Here is a 17,097-nt window from a genome sequence, read left to right as displayed (position 1 = left end):
CGCTTCGTCATCCGGAAAATTCGACGCCCTCTCGGCTGCAACTCGGTCAGTTGGTCCATTAATCAGCGCTTCCCTAGCGAGCATCGGCGGAATTGGCGCAAGCCCGCTTGACTGTTGCAGTATCCTCCCCAAATTTTCGGCAGTCTCCCAGATGCGCGCGCCTCCTTGTATTTCCCCTCCGCCTAGGCGCGTGCGAGGCTGCATCTCCGCGCGGTTCGGATAATCGGCTTCTCCCTGCGCCGCAATGAGCGGCAGAACTGCGTCGCGCGTTGCTTTCTCAATGCTGTCTTTGGCCTTTCCGTCGAACATCATTCCGTTGAGTGTCCATTCGACACGTATGCCGAGTCCGATCAATCGACGCATGGTGACGTGTAACTCGTCAATGCGACGGGTGACACGATCCAGTCAGCGCACGATGAGAATTCCGCCGTGCCGCAGATGCTCGGCTTTGCACCACTGTTCCCGCGCATCAGGAGCCATATGGTAGACGCTGGCACCCATCCTCGATGAAAACGTTCCTATCCCCCGCGCCATGGGCTCTGGGGTCCTCGTACTGGCCAACGTTCAGATGCAGCACGTCCTCGAAGAAGCCGAACACGCGCGTGGCGGCGGCCTTCTCCCACTTCAAGCCCCGTTCGTGTTCGAGCTTCACGTCTTGCAGGTGTCGCTTGCACGCGGCCCGCACGCGCGGTTCTGCAATGATCTTCCCGGCAACCACGTCGCGCGCATATGCGCGCACCGGGTCAGAAGTAACTGTGCGCTTTGCTTTGCTCGCCGTTTCCATTTGGGTCGGCCTCAATGCGGGCGCGTGCGGCGGGCGTCATGCCAAACTCGTTGGCGAGGCGCTGCACGAGCAGCATCGCCCGGTTCGCAACGCCGCCGTAAGCACGCCCGCCGCGTGCAGTTCGGGCGCGATGCGATCCCATTCCGCACGGGCCCGTTCGAGATGCGCGGGGCACGGCGGAATGCCCCGACGGGGTTTCGGCTCGCGCTTGGGCAACGGGTGACGCCCGCGATTGTCCTCAATCAGCTTGAGCGCCGTGGGCTTGGGCTTTCTTCCTCGGACCGGCATGATAATGCTACCTGATGTTGATGAACTTGTGCGTCTGCAACGAGACACGCCAGCCGTAGCGGTGTGCCGCCTGGATGCAGATGCCCGTGGCGCGGGACGACAGACTCAGCGGCTGCAACCAGATCGGGGTGCCGCGCGCTTGGTGGATCGGGTCAAGTTTCTCGAGCACGATGTTGATCTCGCGCTGCTTGCCGACCGGGTGTTTGATCTCGTTGGCGCGCGCCAGCGCCTCATCGAGCACCGGGCGTCCACCCGACATTGCGTACTTCGGGCTGACGGTGACGAAGGTGCTGGGCGTGACGAGCGGCACGTAAGTGCCCGAGGTTTCGACCTGGACCCGGTGATGCCACGCTTCGAGCTTCGCGATCAGCGGGCGCAGGTCGTACATGCACGGTTCGCCGCCCGTGATGACCACGTGCTCAGCGTCTGCCGCCCGCACGATATTTGCCAGCGTTGGCACGTCACACCACGCATAGCTGTCGCACGGCTGCTCGGTTTTCTCGCCCATCGCGCCGACGCTGATTTCGCGCTCGGGGATCACCTGCCACGTGTGCTTTGTGTCGCACCACGGGCAACCGACCGGACACCCTTGCAGACGGACGAACACTGACGGTGTGCCGGTGAAGCTGGCTTCGCCCTGCAACGATTCAAAAATCTCGTTGACGGGATAGGTGCCAACGGGTGGCCCGGCTACAGCCGGTACGTCGCACTGCATTTGCGTGTCTCCTCGATTCGTACTTCCACCAACCGCACGCCGGCGCCTTCCAGCACCTCGGGGCCGAGCACTGTCACCAGCCACTGCGCCATGTTCTCGGCGGTCGGATTGAACGGCACCCGGACCACCGACGCATCCATGTCCCGCACGTGGGCATAGAAAGGGGCGTCGGCCCACAGCAACATGCGGTGATCCCAGTGGTCCTCGACCCAGTTGTACAGCAGCGCTTGATCGCGCCGGAAATCGATGACGCGCCCGAGGCCTTCAGGCGAGGCGGCTTCGCACACGAAGTGGATGCGGCAGTTATGCCCATGTGGGTACTGGCACTTGCCTTCATGCCCGTAGACCCGGCGTCCGCATGAGATGTCGTGATGACGCTCGGCCTGCAGCATGGTCAGAACCCTTGTTCTAGTGCGACGCTCAGGACCTCGTCGCGTGGGGCTTTGTCATCGCGCGGGAAGCCGCGCATGACACTGGTCGTCCTGCACGAATGCGTCGCGCGGACCAGCACGCCCAAGCCCTGCGGCTTGATCAGTTGCTCGATCTCGTCGACCAGTTGCATTACGGCTTCCTCCTGAATCTGCAGGCGCGACATCACCCAGTCGGTGAGCCGGTTGAACTTCGACACGCTGATCAGACGGTCGCCGGGTATCACGCCAATCCATGCGCGGCCCTTGATCGAGGCCAGGTGATGCGAGGACACCGAGCGAATCGTGATCGGGCCGACCGTATAGACTTCGTCCAGACGCCGCACGTTTGGAAAGTCAGTGATGATCAGGCGCGGCTGATAGCGGCCTCTGAACACCAGTGCCGACAGAATGTGGAGCCTGTCAATCGTCACCCGCCACAGAGCGTCTGCGCGGTTCGCGCGAAAGTGGGAGCAGGTATAGAGCTTGCTGGCCGGTGCGGTGTGGTGGCCCTTGCTGCCGCACGGAATGACAACGATCATGCTCGTGCCGCCTCGATCAGCGGGTCTTCGATCCCGGCCTGCTCGAAGCCATGCGCGCAGCACGCAGGCATGGCATGCGCCGCACGGGGGTACTTGCTTGCGAAGCACGTATGGCTACACGCGAGCGCGTCGAGCGCGCCTGGTATCGACTGCGCGAGCCGGATGCTCAGTACCTTGCTCAAATGCACCAGCGGTGTCTCGATTCGGAAGTTCGACACGCCGAGCGCTTCTTTGATGGTGCGTTCCATCGACCGGATGAAGTGCTCGCGGCAATCCGGGTAGTTCGCGTAATCCGCCTCGCACACGCCGGTCACCAGCGTGAAGCAGTCGAGCGCCACGGCCTGGTTTGTAGCGAGCCTCAGGAAGAACGCGTTGCGCATTGGCACGAACGTCAGTTCCACGCAGTCGCCAACGATCGCATGCATGCTGGCTAAGTGTGTGTAAGTCTCAGGCTCGCGGCGATGATCGGTCAGCCGCGAACGAGCGGCGAGCAGCGGGCCGATATTGAGTCCCAGATGCGCGAGCGCTGCGACGGTGCGCGCTGCGTCGATCTCGCGTCGGTGGTGTCCTGCATAGTCGAAGGTGATCCCGCGCAGGTTGTCGTCGCGTCGCTTGGCCCAGTAGAGGCACGTGGTCGAATCCTGCCCACCGGAGAGCACGACCATCGCCTTGCGTTCGATGCGAGACTCGTTCATGTCTTGACTCCAAACCGGTGTGCATACGCGTCCAAGATCAGCCACACCGCGAGGCTGGTCGCGGCGGCGTTGAACAACAGCGCGCCGAGGTTGCGTTCGATGTCGAGCGAGAGCGCCAATGCGCTCGCGGCGCACAGCCGCCCTTTCACGGACGGCCGCCATGCCATGCGGCGGTTGCAGCAGCGCGCTCGTTTCGATGCCGTAGTCGCGGATGCGCGCCAAGACGGCCGGGTCGCGACAGCGGGCGACGCTCGCGCCGGTGAGCATGATCGACTGCCCGTGACCCATGTACAACACCAGTGCGCCATAACGCGCGCCGGTTTCCCACATCGAAGAGTCGCACATATACAGGCGGTAGTGCTTGAGGTAGCTCAGGTTCGTGAGACCACGCCAATGCACCGTGCGGGTGCCGACGCGCCGCATGATGCCGTTCAGAAACGCGCGGTTGTTCAGCGTGCCCACCAGCCCGCCGATGTCGACGACCTCGCTTGTGACGTAGTAGTCCTCCAGCGAATGCAGACCGTCTGCCGCGCGTAGCGGCCTAGGGCCTTGGCATCGGAGTCGCATGGCGCGCGTTGAGATCGCGCGGGTTTCAGTCCGGTACAAACCCGCACGGACAAATCAACGGTCATCATTGTTTGATTTGTCGCATTCGCGACACGTAGCATTCGATTTGACTTGTGCAGTGAACGCTCGTTAGTCATTCAAAAGTGCTGTATTTCGACTTCGAGGATTGTCTCCGCTGTTGGCACGATCTTTGTATCTAGTTGTGTGATTCGCACGCATCGTTTTAATTTGAATCGTGTGATGGACTGCGAGATTGCGACGCGATTACGGTGGGTTCTCATGTACCAGCATGGCCGACAAAGCCGGTATTGGATGCGCGCGATGTGGCATCTCGAGAACGACGCTGTGCATGATGCGTGACTACATCGCGACCGCCACGAATCTCTGGCGGCAGGGACTGGACTTTGCCGCCCGGCCGCAAAATGGATTAAGCGAAGCGTTGGCGCTTTAGCAATCGGCCCCGAGCCAACAATGGGCGGTGCAGGTCACTTTGAATCAGGGCGTGCCGCCGTGGCGGGCCAAGCTGTAACGCATGGGAAACGCAGCGGCCGGCATGGTTGCTCGAGGGGCGTGGCAAGGCGTGCCCGCCAGCCGGAGCGCTCCGGGCAAGTCAGCAAATCGGGGCAATCACCGGCCTCCAACGGCCGCGATCAGCAAGGGGAACATCATGTCGGCTAAACGCATTGCTTTCGTTACTGGCGGTATGGGCGGTCTCGGAGCCGCCATTAGCCGGCGTCTTCACGATGCAGGCATGGTAGTCGCCCTCTCGCATTCCGAGCGCAACGATCACGTTGCCACCTGGCTCGTGCATGAACGGGATGCAGGTCGCCATTTCGTTGCTTTCGAGGCCGACGTGTCCAGCTTCGATTCGTGTGCGCATTGCGCGGAGCGCGTGCTCACCGAATTCGGCATGGTGGACATTCTCGTGAATAACGCCGGCATTACGCGCGATTCAAGCTTTGCAAGAATGACCAAGGAAGATTGGGATAAGGTGTTGCGTACCGATCTCGATTCCATGTTCAACATGACGAAGCCACTGCTCGGCGGAATGGTCAAGCGGCAGTTCGGGCGGATCGTCAACGTCGGCTCAGTGAACGGCGCGCGCGGCGCATTCGGGCAGACCAACTACGCCGCAGCGAAAGCGGGCATTCACGGCTTCACCAAGTCGCTCGCGCTGGAGACGGCGCGACACGGCGTGACCGTCAACACGGTGTCGCCCGGATATCTCGCCACAGCCATGACCGCGGCGGTCCCCAAGGACGTAATGGAAACAAAAATTCTGCCGCAGATTCCGGTGGGCCGACTCGGTCAACCGGACGAAGTCGCGGCCTTGGTGGCATTTCTCTGTTCCGATGAAGCCGGGTTTGTCACGGGCACGGATTTCTCCATCAACGGTGGTATGCATATGCGATAAAAAGCGACAGTCTGGCGAGCGTCACACAGCTTTCGGGAGCGTTGTCACATTGAGGAGGGTTTCGCGAGTTACCGACGCAAGCAGCTACAGCGCATATAGAAGCCGCAGCAAGGTTGGCTCGTCACGTCTGCGCGCCACACCGATTGGGATGTAATTGGAGGTGCAACATGTATCCCTATACGGTCGACCAAGTCGATCCGAGTGCAGGAGACGCGCACAGGCATCCGTTGTTTTGGCGACGACGCAGCGCAACTCCAATTGCACCGAATCCACGGTCGTGAACTACGCGCGCGTACAGGCGGGCCATGCCTGCCATTCTGGAGTCACTGCAGATGGAATTGGATCGAACCAGAATATAGGGCAGGAGAACATCTTCGCCGAATAGTCTGGCGCAGTCTCGGCGGGACATCACTTCAGGGGCAATTGCCCATAAGCACACATTGTGCAGCGGAGGATCGGACACGCTGCGCCAATTGGAAGACAGTGACAACCCAACACCGCGGCCGGGCCAAGGTTTGTGAAGAACTGAATGTTTTTCGATAAGCTAAGCAATGACGAATTGTCACAACTGCCAGCGCTCGTTTCTGACGAGCCAGCCATCCACCCGAACCGGCGCGGACGCGCCGCGTCCAGGAGTGGCAAGCCAACGGCACGCTGGCCGAAATGGTTCCGGCGGTTGACGCCTTATGGCCGCACGTTTGCCCATTGCGCATCCGTGGCCCAGACATCAGCGTCAGCAGGCCGGTTGAGCCGCAGACGGGCAAATCAACAAAACACGAATCGTACACTTTATCTGTTCGTCCATTTTGGCAGCGTTTGTGACGCCGCCAAAAAGGACGACTTTACAATCCCATCGCGCATGCGGGGCCTATCCAACACAGGAATTAAAACCCGTCGTTTTGATAGAAATTGGGGAAACATAAAAAAGACAATTGCAAACGTGTATGTCACATCGATTAAGCTTGGCTGCCAAAATGCGTATCTGGCAAGGCGATTAGATCGATGTGTGGGCAACGACGAGCTGAAAGGACCACACTGGAGTGAAATTCATGAGCGCGACGACTGCGGTGCAGACTGATAAGCCACTTCCCTTCGTGCGGTTTATCACGCGAAGCTACGCGCAGTTGGTGCTCGTCGCCTTCGCTCTTGTTCCCGCCTATCTGATTGGCTACCTGCATTTCTTTCAGAACCCGGCTCTCAAGTTCGAAAACCATCCGTTCCATGAAATTGCTATCGCAGGCGCGACGTTCGAGGGCCTTTTTGTCACCTACGTGACGTGGCAATGCTATCGGTCCTCCGGCGAGCCGTTGCTGCGATGGATGACACTGGGCTTCCTCGGATTTGTATTGATCTATGCGCTCCATGGCGCGTTCACCGGACTCGCTCATCAAAACATTTGGCTATTCCTGTTGTATGGTCCGGCGTCGCGTTTGACGATGTCGATTCTGCTGTTGATTGGGCTTCTGTCGTATCACCGGCCGCCTGATCCCGCTGACCGCCGTGCCGGAGCCAGGTACTTGCTAAGCTGGGCCGCAATACTCCTCGTCGTGAACGTTCTGGTCGCGCTTTTGGCCTATTCTACGGTTGCTGGCGTTGTCCTACTGCGGGTCATGGAGGCCGCGGCGCTCATTTTCTCGATGCTGAACGTCGCTATCCTGATGCTGCGTCGGCCTCGGTCCCCGCTGATGCTGGTCTACGGTATCTCCATCATGTCGTTCGCGCTGTCGTCGGTCGCCTTCCTTCTGGGCAGCCCATGGAATCACATGTGGTGGCTTGCTCACGTCATTTTCGCCAGCGGCTTCTTTCTTCTCAGCTATGGCGTGGTGCAGGCCTTTTTGACGACACGCTCATTTGCGACGATCTATAGTCGCGAGGAGTTGAACGCGCGGCTCGCCCAAGAGATGGATCGCACTAAAAACGCTCTGAAGGAGCTTCACCGCACAAACCAGAAGCTGGCGCATCTCGCTGCGACCGATCCGTTGACCGGTGCTGCGAACCGGCGTCATTTCATTGCGTGTTTAGAAACAGAGGTCATTCGCGCGCAGAGAGACGGCACCCCGTTCTCACTTCTCGCGCTCGACCTCGACAATTTTAAGTGGGTCAACGACGCTTACGGGCACCAGGTCGGCGACACAGTCCTCCAGGGATTCGTGCGAGCATGCCTCGACGCGATGCGGCCTTACGACGGCGTAGCACGCGTGGGCGGCGAAGAGTTCATGGTGCTGCTGACACGCACGTCGCTGGATGCAGCACTCGCAATCGGCGAGCGCATTCGCGCGGCAACTGCCAGCACGACCTTCGCCGGTGAAATTGGACGCAAGGTATCGATAACGGTCAGTATCGGTATTTCGCAGTTCGGCAGGGATGGCCGCACGAGTGATGCACTGCTTCGGGCAGCCGACCAGCGGCTCTACCACGCGAAGAGTCAAGGTCGCAACCGTGTGTCGACTGTATAGCGGACCGGACCTTGCCGATGTGCGCAAGCGCGCGACCGATGCTGCACTTCAAGGATTTTTCGTTGCGCCCGCATTTTGCTCAATGGCATTGAATTGATGCACATGATCGCCAAAGATAAACAACCGGGCCGAAAATAGTGACCAGCCCACGCGCAGGCGCCAACGCCAGATGCAAGGTTTTCGCAACGTGTGGCGCACACAGCGGTTTCTCTCGAGCTTCGGACCGATCCACCAGCATTTCGCATTGCCGCGGCACGGGATGAATGCTTCATGTCATCGCGCTGAGCTGAAGGCGCGTTTGCTTGCATGGCAAGGTTGGGCATCGAATCAATAAGGATCTCATACCGGATCTGGACAGGCCCAACCACTGCCTAATCTGGCTGATCGCCTTCACTGGGCCGTCGATTTGCCGGAGAGTTACGAGATGTCGCTGTCGTCGCATCAGTGAATCGCAACGGGTTGGCTCGTGCCCGTTAGCGTTTTCAGGAAGGCTACGATTGCGTTGACGTCTGAGTCCGACAATTGCTTGCCGACCTGATACGTCGCCATGTCATGCACAGCTTCGTGCAGATCGGTGCGGCTGCCGTCGTGGAAATATGGCGCGGTCAGCTCGATGTTGCGCAGCGTCGGCGTCTTGAACGCATGGTGATCGAGCGGGTCCTTCGTAATGTTGGCGCGGCCGTTATCTGCGTCGGTGTCCGCGTAGCCGCGCAGTTCCTCGCTATTCAGCATATGCGTGTCGCCGCGTAGGTAATCATCGAAGCGACTCGGCGTCAGCAGTGTCGTCTCATATTCGGCGATCGCGTCGGTGATGTTCGAGCCCGACCAACCGTCCGGATACGCCTTCAAGAACTGTTGCGTTAGCGCCGGGTCCTGTTTCAGTTTTTCGATAATTTCGCCCCACGACGTGGACGCTATTTCGACCGGATTCAGCGGTGGGCCGCCCGCCTGGTCCTGCAGTGTGGCCGCGCGACCGTCCCAGAACTGCTTGTCGTTGAGCGCCGCGTTGAACACCGTCGGGGCATTAATCGGGCCCAACTGACCGCCAACGCCCGACGAAACCCTATTTCCATCTACCCCACCGGTCGACAGCGCGTGGCAGCTCGCACAGGATATCGTGTTATCCGACGATAGTCGGACATCATGGAAGAGCTGCTTTCCGAGCGCGACCTTGCCCGCGTCGGTCGGCAAGGACTGCGGCAACGGTTGCACCGGCTCGTTTGCGAAGTCCGGCGCGACGCCGGGCGTTGCGTACGCTCTGTGGCGCTCTGACGCGATCCAGTCGAGAAGCGCCCGTTGATCGTTGGCGCTCAGGCCGGTAGTCCAGTGGACCATGCGGAACAGCTTCGACGGCATCGTGCGTTCGTTAACAACTGTTTCCAGCTTCGCAAGATCGGCCTCGGGGGGGGCACGCCGCTGTCGAGCGCTGCATACAGCCTGTCGATGCGAAAGTAGGCGAGGCCAGTTTGGATGTCGTGTTCCGATAGCTGACGAATGCCTGGCAGCGCGGCATAGTTGGGCAGAACAGTTTTCGTCGAGTGGCAGTAGTAGCACGCGTTGCGATTCAACACGTCTCGGATGCTGGACGCTTGGGAGGACGCTGCCACCCTGGCAGCCGCTCTTTGCGCATAGTCCTTGTCGTGCACGTACGCGATACCGCTGATACTGAGATAGCCCACTAGCACAACGATGGTCGACGCGATCAGAAGTTTCTTCACTTGCTCTCCCGTTTTGATTTCGATCGGAGTTTCTCGCCGTCTACCTAGGGGGAAAGGACTTGATGTTGAACGACGACTGCTGGCGGATAACTCGTCGATCCTACAGAAGGCGCAGCAATCAACTATTGCGGTAAGTCAATTGTGGCGGAGGACGCCAACGGCAGGGTGCGAATACACAGTACAGGACTGCGGACGTTCGGCCTGCACCTTAACCCGATGCAGGCGGTGGTGTTCTGCGTGGACGAGGGAGCGGCCGTTCAGGCACCCGATGGCAAAGACGGCATGTCGCCGCCCTCGCACGACGCGCCGACCGTTATGGTTTCGACCGCAGGCGCAACAGCTCTTGAATCGGTTTGCGTTGAATGGTGCCACAGGCGATGTATTGTGCGACACTGCCCCAGCCATACGAGTGTCCAGCTCGTCGATGTGCGATCGCATACGGGGGGACGTTCTCGCGGAAATCCGTCCGCCCGATCCGGGCCGGCAAGTCCGACGTGATTACCGGCATCCTCTGCTCGGGGAGCAGTGCATCCAACCACGTAGTAAAGATTGGATCGAAACTCTGGGCTCACGGGAGTCAGTTGTGGCTGAACGTTATCGGGCATATGATGCATCTGCACCGGCTCCGGAACGTCCCGCTTCCCCGATGGGTGGTTCGGCAAACGCAGCATCTGTCGCAGGTTCAAAAGGCGGGATTGACGCTTTTCACGTCATCGCGTAAGCCGAGGGCTTCTGTGGCAAATCGTTCGGTAGTGGCAGTGCGGCACACCGCTGCTGCCACCCTGACAACGTATATTGCAGACTCGACGGAGGTCGCACTGTGGCTACACGTGATGGCGGTACGCTGTATGTCATCCAGGCACGTCCCCCGGCAATCATCGCCTTATCCCCGGACGGTTCGCACGAAATCGTTATCGCAGACCTGACGAACACGCCCGACGGCATAAAGGTGAACGCCGAAGACCAGTTGTTATACTGGAGCAACATGGGCAGCGGCATTCATCTAATCAACGGCGATGCGATGCTCTCTGGACTTCCACCGAACGATGGCACGATCGAATGCTCGAAGCTAGACGGTAGTGAGCATCGGGTGCTCGTGCCTTCGGGGAAGGCAGGAACGCCGAAGGAACTGGCGCTGGACAAGGAAGCCGGTCATCTGTACTGGTGCGATCGCGAAGGCATGCGAGTCATGCGTGCGCGGCTGGATGGCACTCAGGTCACGGAGCTCGTGCGGACTGGGAATTTCCCGGAAGACACGGCTGACGCAACCCGCCACTGTGTAGGCATTGCGCTGGATAAGACAAACGGACACATTTACTGGTCACAGAAGGGTCCTCCGGATGGTGGACAGGGGCGCATCTTTAGGGCAGGCATTGAGCTACCGGCAAATGCGGCTCCCGATAGACGCTCAGACGTCGAATGTTTGCTTGACAAATTGCCGGAGCCTATTGATCTCGATATCGACCACCGCGACGCGATGCTTTATTGGACAGATCGCGGCGACGATGCAGACGACGGAAATACGCTGAACCGCGCAAAGATCACAAAGTTGGGACTGGTTAATCGTGAAGTGGTTGCGCGCGGACTCAAGGAAGGGATTGGCGTGTGCTTGGATTGGCGAGGGCGCCGTGCCTTCGTGACCGATCTGGGCGGCAATGTGCGCGAGCTCGACATCGATACGAACGACGACTCGCATTTCACTACGGTTGCCCATCTGGGCGTGCTCACAGGTATTGATTACGCCGACGTCTAAATTGGACCCCCAGCAGCTGGCTCTGGTGCAATTTCAGCGGCGAGCGAAAGAATTGGCGTATCCACCGTCACCTCATCGAACTGAAAGGACTGCCTTCCAAACAGCGGGCGCAGTGGCATCTTTGAGGCGCAGGTTCGTCAGATCGGACTGACCTTTGCGAATACGACGGGTCAGCTCGATGCCCGAGATCGCGATTGCCCGCGTTCCGGAAACGTTTGAAACCGAGTATCACGTTCAGCTGTGATTTGATGTGACGATAATCCTGCCCGATCACGTCGTTCAAGTACTTTGAGGATCGCAGCGTCGTGTCTTTGAGCAGTAGCTCATCGGCCTTCATTTCGGGCACCGCGCGATGAGACACGGCGTAACCGTCCAGCGTGATCGTTGCCGCTCCTGATTGCCTTCGCGAAGAAGGCCGTGGCTGCAGCCACATCGCGCTTGGCGCTGAGCCGGAAATCGACCGTCTTTCTCGCCCGGTCAACGGCGCGGCGTTGTCACGTTAAAGCGTTCGCGACGCATTAGCTGAGAGGAAGCGCATTTGCTCAGAAAGCAGTAAGCGTTGCGCGAGCACTGTCTAGACCGATGGCGCCAAAGTGGACACAGTAGGCCCCACCAAATGAGTGGTGGAGACTACTTTGTCACCTGAGATAGCGACAGCAGCGAGACGCACGCGTAAAGGTACCCCCAACGGTTCTGGTGAAAATAGGCTGTACTGACGAGAAGGTATCTATAGAAAGGATGCCTTATCTATAAGCCAGGACAGCGTTCCATACGCTAGGCACAGCGGTATCTTTGAGATCGAGCTTCGCGAGATTGAATTGGCCTTTGCGAATGCGATGCATCAACTCGATGCTGGCCAGAGCGATCGCTGCGTTCCTGAAACGCTTGAAGCCGAGCATGACATCGGTTCGGGACTTGATGCGGCGATGGTCCTGTTCGTTCAGATTGCTCATTATGGGATGATGAGATCCGGAAGACAGCACCCCAACCGATTCAGCTGCACTATTTGCACCAGAACCACGAGTCCGATCACATGCTTCCTCACCCCCGAAGCTTCACTCGTTACAGGACTACTCCTGCATACATGACAAGTTTATGGCGGAGCAAGCTCACTTCGGCCCGCATTTGAAGGCAACTTTCCATTTGCAAGACCGACGGTCGCAGGCTACGCTGAATCAGCGTAGCGGTTCCTGGTAGTGATAGATCGCGGTCGTTCCAGTGTTTGGATTTTGTACACGGATGTTTTGTCCACCATCGTAGCGTGCATCGACACTTTGATCAGCAGGGAACGGCCAAATACCCACCAATGCGTAATTCAATCTGTGATAGGCGATAGAAGTAGGACCCGCCGCAATCTCGACGGTTGCTCCGCCGGCGACTTCCACGGGGGCGCCGTCGACGGTTAGGGTCATCGGGTCAAGTTGTCGATTGGTGAAATTCCAAGGCATTTTTATCTCCAGGCGAGAAATTGAAAGAGAGAATACAGCACACCTGAGTGCACGCATGTCTGCGTAGATGTATGCGCAAAGGGTTGTCGCCGCTGGATAGAAACACCCAATACAGCCAGCTCTTTCCAGCCAAACTGAGCTTAATGGGTAAAAACTCCACGCGCCATTACATCCAATTACGCGCATTTTGCGCAGTGCATGCCAATGGCGGTGAAGCTGTTGAACAGCATAAGACCGCAGGTTTCATCGTGTCTCACAGAGTACCAATGTGCATTGGTTAGGGTGCGACGTTGCAGTTTCTGCTCTGCGCGATGGGCTGTGCATCTATGCGCACTGTTTATCCGCCAAACACGTGCTCACGGTGTAATTGCGTGTAATAGGTTTTCCTTAAGCATGGACGCAAAGTGTGCGTCACCAGCTGCTCACACAACACGCTGTGATGACCTGGTGCGTGAAGTACGCGAGAAGTTCGTCAGGAAAGTTTTCTTGAACGCAAGCGCCGCCCTAGCCGGCGCCGCTGACAAGAGAACCTTTTATCGAAAATCACGAAAGGAAATACACTCATGTCGTCCTACTCTCTTTCCGTGTTAAATTCCAGCGGCGCTCCCGCGAATGTCGCTATCTATCAGACATACCCCAATCTGAAAGCAGGTTTGCCGCTGGTGTGGCTGCTGCAAACGGTCAACAACGGCAATAACAACACCTACAATTGGACGATCGACTGGGCGCTGAACTGGGGTACGTCTGACCAGCCGCTGGCTCCCGGCGTGCAGTGGAGTTCTGGCGGCCCGATCCAAAGCATGAATCCGACCGCCGCGGGTGGAAACAACGAGATGGGCGTGACGTATACCAGCGGCCAGTTCCAGACGCAGCCTCAGGCATTCAACGATCCGGGCGTGCCCAGCGGCAGCATGCTGGTCACAACGGACTCGACGTTTACCGTGGCACAGTCGCAGGCAATGAGTCTTGCTGTCTACATGAATTCGCTGCCGGCATTTGCGATGCAAGGCAAACCGAACGGCAATTTCCTGTTTGACACGCATCCGACTTACTGGCTCTGCACGACCGATTCGAAGCAGGGCGTGGCTGTTTCAGGCACGTTTGTCAGCAGCCCGACGCAATTCGCATTCGCTGAGGGCGTGACGTCGTTGAAGTTCAAACTCACGGAAACGTTGCAATTCGTCCCGATGTGATCGGAACTTGCATCCAGCGTTCACTCAACGCAGTTGTGCAGGCAAACCAATCTGTTTTCAATAACAGATTGGTTTTTCTTAAGCTGCATGTCGAGAACAAAGCGCCAGGCCTTGTGCCCGCGTCGCAGAGGAAGAGGCATTCGATCGTGACTTATTCCGTTACTGTCACCAATAGCAGTGGCGCGCCGCAGAAGGTCGCGATATTTCTGGCGGATACTTTCAGTGCGAGCGGTTACTCGCTGGTCTGGCTACTGAACACGATCAATGATCAGGGCAACTGCCAGTTCAAATGGGACGAGACTGCTTACGGGCTAGGGTGGGGAACCACTTCCCAACCCATTGACGCAGGCGTGCAGTTCCATGTGGGGCAAACAACGCCCGTTTTCCCCAACACCTCGATGGGCAACAATGTTCTTCCGATTGGATACAAAAGCGGCAGCTTTTCTTCAGGGGCGGCCTATTTTGATAGCGGTGTTTCAGGCAAGCTGGAGATTGATACGGATACCAGTTTCACCGTAAGCAACGCACTGACCATGAGTGTTGCGCTATACATGGCTTCTATTCCGGCTCTGGCCGTGCAAGGTGCGCCGAATACCCAATACCTTTTCGATATCACTCAGTTTTCCTACTACCTGACGGTCACCAATAGTGCACTGGGAGTCGCGCTGCCGCGATCGAATGCACAGTTCGTTGCGAAGGCGCCCATGGTGGTGGACAGCATGACCACGCCGACCGAGATCGCTTTCGGACCAGGGGCGACGAGCCTCAAATACAATTTGACCAACACCCTGATTTTTCAGCCAACGTTGTGACCTGAGCCATCTCGGTGAGCAAGCGGACCCATTGTTCGCATCGCGTGAGACTCCCGAGAATACTTGAACAACGGCCCCCCTCCGATGCCTTTTCGACCTCCACTCGGGAGCGACTTACGTTCTTCGCGATATCCACCCCGACCGTCGTATACTTCATTTGGACCCTCCGGTTTGCCTGTGAAGATCTCAATGATCTTCCTTTTGGGCACTTTGATGCCGTCGGCCCGCGAGGGTCCGCCTCCTTTGGCGTGTCCCACCCGGTAGGTGGGGGCGTTCATTCCATTTGACGCACCGCAAGGTTTGCGTATTTTCAAGCTTGTTCAGCTTCTCAACCGCTCGTATGGTTAACTGGATAGTCGAGGTAATGTGAAACATTAACCTTGGTGCCAATCACGATGCGGTTGGCAACAAAGTGATCGTCATCCTCGGCTTTCGGTTTTCTGCAGCGGGCATGGGATGCACAGTACGCGGGCACCATCGCCTCAACCTCCGTTCAACGCGGATAGCTGTACTACATCGGCGTACACGAGTGAATGTCGGGGGGGCTTTGGAGCCGGCCGAAAAACATTTTTGGTTCAGTCCCGCTGAAGGATGCCGCCTATGAACGTGGTCCAAGACTACCGTGATTGGAAGCTCGACATTGAGCCGGTTCCTGCTGCGGGAATGTACACAGCGAAGGCTACAATCTCGCGGACGCATACAAACTGGGACGATGTGTACTTCAGCCACACGTTCAAGAACCTCGGTCTGTCCGACACGCCGAAGGGTGCTATGCGGTGGGGCGGCCGACTGATGAACCCGCAATGACTACGCGTCGAGACATCGATTGGTTGTTCCTTGGCCGCCACTTCGACCGCGAATTATCGTTCTGTGTGTTGGATGGTATCTGCGTTACAAGCTCAGCCTTCGAGCCTCGTCGAAATGATGGCCGAAGGTGGCCTGTCGCTCGCACATGCACCGATTATGCGCTGGGTCAAGCGCTTCGCGCCCGAGGTCGTCAAGCGTGGGAGTCGCTTTGCCTTGCCTGCCGGTCAGTCCTGGCGGGTCGATGAGACGTACGTGAAGATCCGTGGCAAATGGGCCTACCTCTCGTGCCGTGATCGGGCGGGCAAGACGATCGATTTCCGACTCAACGCCAGGCGTGACGTCGCCGCTGCCAAGGCCTTTTTCGCGAAGGCGATGAGGAGCCAGGCATGCGCTCCAGAAACGATCATGCTTGATGGCGACGCGGCCTTTCATCGGGCCGTGCGCGAAATGAAGAACGACAGGTTGCTGCCACAGCACACAACGTTGCGGTCATCTAGCGTGCCGTTCGTCGCGCTTACGCACAATTTGCACCGGAGCCGCTTCCCACGCGTTTACCTGGATTACTTAACCCGTTAGGCAAAAAGGAATAAAAATGTCCGGCAAACTGATATATGACATTGGCTTACATAAAGGTGAAGACACGAAGTATTACCTTTCTCGTGGCTTTCGTGTTGTGGCAGTTGAGGCAGATCCAGATCTTGTTAAATATTGCGAAACGAAGCTTAAAGAGCATGTCGATGCCAATGCACTAAAAATTATTCATGGCGCAGTTGTTGACGATGATGATCTAAAAGCAGTTAAGTTCTATAAAAATAAAAAAGTTAGCGTGTGGGGTACTGTTGTGAGTAAATGGGCCGATAGAAACGCCATGCTTGGAGCTGACTCTGTTGAAATCGAGGTGCCAGTGATAAATTTAGCTCAGCTATTTTCGAAATTTGGTTGTCCTTATTACTTAAAAATTGACATTGAGGGGATGGATCTTGTGTGCCTTAAAAAACTATTTAAGAGCAGTTGTCGCCCTAAATATGTTTCGATAGAAAGCGAAAAGGTTGCTTTTAATCAACTAATAAAAGAATTTTCTATCCTTGACTCGCTTGGTTATAGTAGTTTTTTTATCCAGCAGCAAGCTGACATAACTAAGAAAAAAGTACCTGAAAATTCTAAGGAGGGTTTATATATTGATTTTGATTTTGAATATGGCTGCACTGGTCCTTTTGGTAGCGATTTGGGTTCTAAATGGATTTCTCGCGAAGAAGCAATTAAGCGTTACAAGGACATTTTTAGATATTATCGATGGTTTGGCGATGACTCTTTTTTAAGAAGAATGCCGTTAGGTCGCTATGTTCTTTATACGATGTCGAAGCTTATTGGTCGCCCTTTCCCGGGATGGTATGATACCCACGCTAAGTTTAGTGGCCCGAGGCTTTGTTCGGACGAGCGGTATTGCAAAGAGCAATCCTCGTAACTTAAGGATATCTATGAACCGCCCCGGATTTGG

At 57.3% G+C, this 17,097-nt stretch carries 16 protein-coding genes and 6 pseudogenes; 11 read left to right on the top strand and 11 right to left on the bottom strand.

The window, feature by feature from the left end:
- Positions 1-198 precede the first annotated feature (198 nt).
- The 6 genes and pseudogenes from BN2475_RS28450 to BN2475_RS35115 all read right to left on the bottom strand — a co-directional run.
- Positions 199-577: pseudogene (locus tag BN2475_RS28450) on the bottom strand (recombinase family protein); the annotation flags it as partial.
- A gap of 166 nt (positions 578-743) precedes the next feature.
- Positions 744-926 carry a P27 family phage terminase small subunit gene (locus BN2475_RS36715; RefSeq protein WP_094782772.1) on the bottom strand — a complete coding sequence of 61 codons (183 nt, stop codon included), beginning with the start codon at positions 924-926 and terminating at the stop codon, positions 744-746.
- A 153-nt stretch (positions 927-1,079) separates the two neighbouring features.
- On the bottom strand, positions 1,080-1,787 hold the full coding sequence (queE, locus tag BN2475_RS28440; protein WP_094782771.1) for a 7-carboxy-7-deazaguanine synthase QueE: 708 nt from the start codon (positions 1,785-1,787) through the stop codon (positions 1,080-1,082).
- Entirely contained in the window at positions 1,763-2,179 is a 417-nt protein-coding gene (locus tag BN2475_RS28435) for a 6-pyruvoyl trahydropterin synthase family protein (RefSeq protein ID WP_094782770.1), read from the bottom strand. The genes queE and BN2475_RS28435 overlap by 25 nt, the downstream gene beginning before the upstream one ends.
- 2 nt (positions 2,180-2,181) lie before the next feature.
- A complete protein-coding gene (locus tag BN2475_RS28430; protein WP_094782769.1) occupies positions 2,182-2,736 on the bottom strand; it encodes a GTP cyclohydrolase I in 555 nt (184 codons plus the stop codon).
- A complete protein-coding gene (locus tag BN2475_RS35115; RefSeq protein WP_218023733.1) occupies positions 2,733-3,998 on the bottom strand; it encodes a 7-cyano-7-deazaguanine synthase in 1,266 nt (421 codons plus the stop codon). Before BN2475_RS35115 ends, BN2475_RS28430 begins: the two co-directional genes overlap by 4 nt.
- A gap of 667 nt (positions 3,999-4,665) precedes the next feature.
- On the opposite strand from BN2475_RS35115, the gene BN2475_RS28420 reads away from it, so the two are divergent.
- The 5 genes and pseudogenes from BN2475_RS28420 to BN2475_RS35880 all read left to right on the top strand — a co-directional run.
- Complete coding sequence (locus BN2475_RS28420; RefSeq protein ID WP_094782768.1) at positions 4,666-5,412, top strand: beta-ketoacyl-ACP reductase; 747 nt, start codon at positions 4,666-4,668, stop codon at positions 5,410-5,412.
- 529 nt (positions 5,413-5,941) lie between these two features.
- A complete protein-coding gene (locus tag BN2475_RS28415) occupies positions 5,942-6,490 on the top strand; it encodes a hypothetical protein (RefSeq protein WP_094782767.1) in 549 nt (182 codons plus the stop codon).
- On the top strand, positions 6,462-7,868 hold the full coding sequence (locus tag BN2475_RS28410) for a GGDEF domain-containing protein (protein WP_094782766.1): 1,407 nt from the start codon (positions 6,462-6,464) through the stop codon (positions 7,866-7,868). The genes BN2475_RS28415 and BN2475_RS28410 overlap by 29 nt, the downstream gene beginning before the upstream one ends.
- Before the next feature lie 32 nt (positions 7,869-7,900).
- A pseudogene (locus BN2475_RS36615) lies at positions 7,901-7,982 on the top strand (IS6 family transposase); the annotation flags it as partial.
- Positions 7,981-8,202, top strand: a pseudogene (locus BN2475_RS35880) (IS6 family transposase); the annotation flags it as partial. The pseudogenes BN2475_RS36615 and BN2475_RS35880, both read left to right, overlap by 2 nt.
- Positions 8,203-8,309: 107 nt before the next feature.
- On the opposite strand, the gene BN2475_RS28400 reads toward BN2475_RS35880, so the two are convergent.
- On the bottom strand, positions 8,310-9,224 hold the full coding sequence (locus BN2475_RS28400; RefSeq protein WP_281254286.1) for a cytochrome-c peroxidase: 915 nt from the start codon (positions 9,222-9,224) through the stop codon (positions 8,310-8,312).
- A complete protein-coding gene (locus tag BN2475_RS35875) occupies positions 9,179-9,475 on the bottom strand; it encodes a heme-binding domain-containing protein (protein ID WP_281254287.1) in 297 nt (98 codons plus the stop codon). The genes BN2475_RS28400 and BN2475_RS35875 overlap by 46 nt, the downstream gene beginning before the upstream one ends.
- Before the next feature lie 931 nt (positions 9,476-10,406).
- Between BN2475_RS35875 and BN2475_RS28395 the strand changes: the two genes are divergently transcribed.
- Positions 10,407-11,339 (top strand): SMP-30/gluconolactonase/LRE family protein, encoded by a 933-nt coding sequence (locus tag BN2475_RS28395; RefSeq protein WP_094782765.1) that lies wholly within the window; start codon positions 10,407-10,409, stop codon positions 11,337-11,339.
- Between the two features lie 72 nt (positions 11,340-11,411).
- Here the strand turns inward: BN2475_RS28395 and BN2475_RS28390 are convergent.
- The 3 genes and pseudogenes from BN2475_RS28390 to BN2475_RS33930 all read right to left on the bottom strand — a co-directional run.
- Positions 11,412-11,827: pseudogene (locus tag BN2475_RS28390) on the bottom strand (DDE-type integrase/transposase/recombinase); the annotation flags it as partial.
- Positions 11,828-12,082: 255 nt separating this feature from the next.
- Positions 12,083-12,286, bottom strand: a pseudogene (locus BN2475_RS28385) (DDE-type integrase/transposase/recombinase); the annotation flags it as partial.
- A 228-nt stretch (positions 12,287-12,514) separates the two neighbouring features.
- Positions 12,515-12,787 carry a hypothetical protein gene (locus BN2475_RS33930; protein WP_143325942.1) on the bottom strand — a complete coding sequence of 91 codons (273 nt, stop codon included), beginning with the start codon at positions 12,785-12,787 and terminating at the stop codon, positions 12,515-12,517.
- Positions 12,788-13,350: 563 nt separating this feature from the next.
- Here BN2475_RS33930 and BN2475_RS28380 point away from each other — a divergent pair.
- The 5 genes and pseudogenes from BN2475_RS28380 to BN2475_RS28360 all read left to right on the top strand — a co-directional run bounded on the left by BN2475_RS28380 (position 13,351) and on the right by BN2475_RS28360 (position 17,064).
- On the top strand, positions 13,351-13,980 hold the full coding sequence (locus BN2475_RS28380; RefSeq protein WP_094782764.1) for a hypothetical protein: 630 nt from the start codon (positions 13,351-13,353) through the stop codon (positions 13,978-13,980).
- 146 nt (positions 13,981-14,126) lie between these two features.
- On the top strand, positions 14,127-14,792 hold the full coding sequence (locus BN2475_RS28375; RefSeq protein WP_218023732.1) for a hypothetical protein: 666 nt from the start codon (positions 14,127-14,129) through the stop codon (positions 14,790-14,792).
- Positions 14,793-15,392: 600 nt separating this feature from the next.
- Complete coding sequence (locus tag BN2475_RS28370) at positions 15,393-15,599, top strand: hypothetical protein (protein WP_094782763.1); 207 nt, start codon at positions 15,393-15,395, stop codon at positions 15,597-15,599.
- Positions 15,596-16,094, top strand: a pseudogene (locus BN2475_RS28365) (IS6 family transposase); the annotation flags it as partial. The gene BN2475_RS28370 and the pseudogene BN2475_RS28365, both read left to right, overlap by 4 nt.
- Before the next feature lie 97 nt (positions 16,095-16,191).
- On the top strand, positions 16,192-17,064 hold the full coding sequence (locus tag BN2475_RS28360) for an FkbM family methyltransferase (RefSeq protein WP_094782762.1): 873 nt from the start codon (positions 16,192-16,194) through the stop codon (positions 17,062-17,064).
- The last annotated feature ends 33 nt before the right edge of the window (positions 17,065-17,097 follow it).

The organism is Paraburkholderia ribeironis, assembly GCF_900019265.1.
Lineage (GTDB): Bacteria > Pseudomonadota > Gammaproteobacteria > Burkholderiales > Burkholderiaceae > Paraburkholderia > Paraburkholderia ribeironis.
Note: the sequence above shows the minus strand (reverse complement) of the source record. Positions and strands in the feature narration are given on the sequence as shown.

Coding starts and splice junctions, on each gene's coding strand:
- BN2475_RS36715 (WP_094782772.1), bottom strand. CDS start 926: ATGGGATCGCATCGCGCCCGAACTGCACGCGGCGGGCGTGCTTACGGC.
- queE (WP_094782771.1), bottom strand. CDS start 1,787: ATGCAGTGCGACGTACCGGCTGTAGCCGGGCCACCCGTTGGCACCTAT.
- BN2475_RS28435 (WP_094782770.1), bottom strand. CDS start 2,179: ATGCTGCAGGCCGAGCGTCATCACGACATCTCATGCGGACGCCGGGTC.
- BN2475_RS28430 (WP_094782769.1), bottom strand. CDS start 2,736: ATGATCGTTGTCATTCCGTGCGGCAGCAAGGGCCACCACACCGCACCG.
- BN2475_RS35115 (WP_218023733.1), bottom strand. CDS start 3,998: ATGCGACTCCGATGCCAAGGCCCTAGGCCGCTACGCGCGGCAGACGGT.
- BN2475_RS28420 (WP_094782768.1), top strand. CDS start 4,666: ATGTCGGCTAAACGCATTGCTTTCGTTACTGGCGGTATGGGCGGTCTC.
- BN2475_RS28415 (WP_094782767.1), top strand. CDS start 5,942: ATGTTTTTCGATAAGCTAAGCAATGACGAATTGTCACAACTGCCAGCG.
- BN2475_RS28410 (WP_094782766.1), top strand. CDS start 6,462: ATGAGCGCGACGACTGCGGTGCAGACTGATAAGCCACTTCCCTTCGTG.
- BN2475_RS28400 (WP_281254286.1), bottom strand. CDS start 9,224: ATGCCGTCGAAGCTGTTCCGCATGGTCCACTGGACTACCGGCCTGAGC.
- BN2475_RS33930 (WP_143325942.1), bottom strand. CDS start 12,787: ATGCCTTGGAATTTCACCAATCGACAACTTGACCCGATGACCCTAACC.
- BN2475_RS28380 (WP_094782764.1), top strand. CDS start 13,351: ATGTCGTCCTACTCTCTTTCCGTGTTAAATTCCAGCGGCGCTCCCGCG.
- BN2475_RS28370 (WP_094782763.1), top strand. CDS start 15,393: ATGAACGTGGTCCAAGACTACCGTGATTGGAAGCTCGACATTGAGCCG.
- BN2475_RS28360 (WP_094782762.1), top strand. CDS start 16,192: ATGTCCGGCAAACTGATATATGACATTGGCTTACATAAAGGTGAAGAC.